The organism is Pseudoflavonifractor sp. 60 (genome assembly GCF_009911645.1).
Classification (GTDB): domain Bacteria; phylum Bacillota; class Clostridia; order Oscillospirales; family Oscillospiraceae; genus Lawsonibacter.
In genome coordinates this window covers 1-414 of record NZ_QWKI01000168.1, presented here as the reverse complement: position 1 = coordinate 414, position 414 = coordinate 1, and the positions used below count along the sequence as shown (strand labels likewise).

The 414-nt window shown below is 64.7% G+C and carries 1 protein-coding gene; it reads right to left on the bottom strand.

Annotation, left to right across the window (positions count from 1 at the left end; translation table 11 throughout):
• Nucleotides 1–15: 15 nt before the first annotated feature.
• A partial coding sequence (locus tag D1646_RS17205) for an AP2 domain-containing protein (protein WP_243154226.1) occupies nucleotides 16–414 on the bottom strand: 399 nt, incomplete at its 5' end.

Below are 414 nucleotides of genomic sequence, written 5' to 3'. Positions count from 1 at the left end.
GCAATCTTATTTGAATCAGCCGTCAGCCGCCTGGTGTGCGGCGTCTCCGGCAAATTCACGTAAAAAAGGGGCAACCAGTTCTTCCTCCGCCCGCTTTCGGGCCTTTACCGCGTCCTCAAATTGGGTGTAGCTGCCCAGATAGTGCCGCCGGCCCTTGAAGCAGAGGGTCGCCCGCCATCGTCCCTTTTGGGCGCACCAGTCAACCCCGGGTACGCCGCTGGTATTGTTCCGGCGCACCGTTTTGGCGGCTAACATCTCCACGCAGGTGCCGTCAATGTAGGTCAGCCCGGGCAGGTCAGCGCCTGGGCCCCGCCCGGCCACTAGACAGCCGCAGCTGGAGGTGTGGCCGCTGCGCAGACGGTAGGTGAGCACCACCGCCTGGCCGCCGCAGTCGCACCGGCACAGCCATGCGGT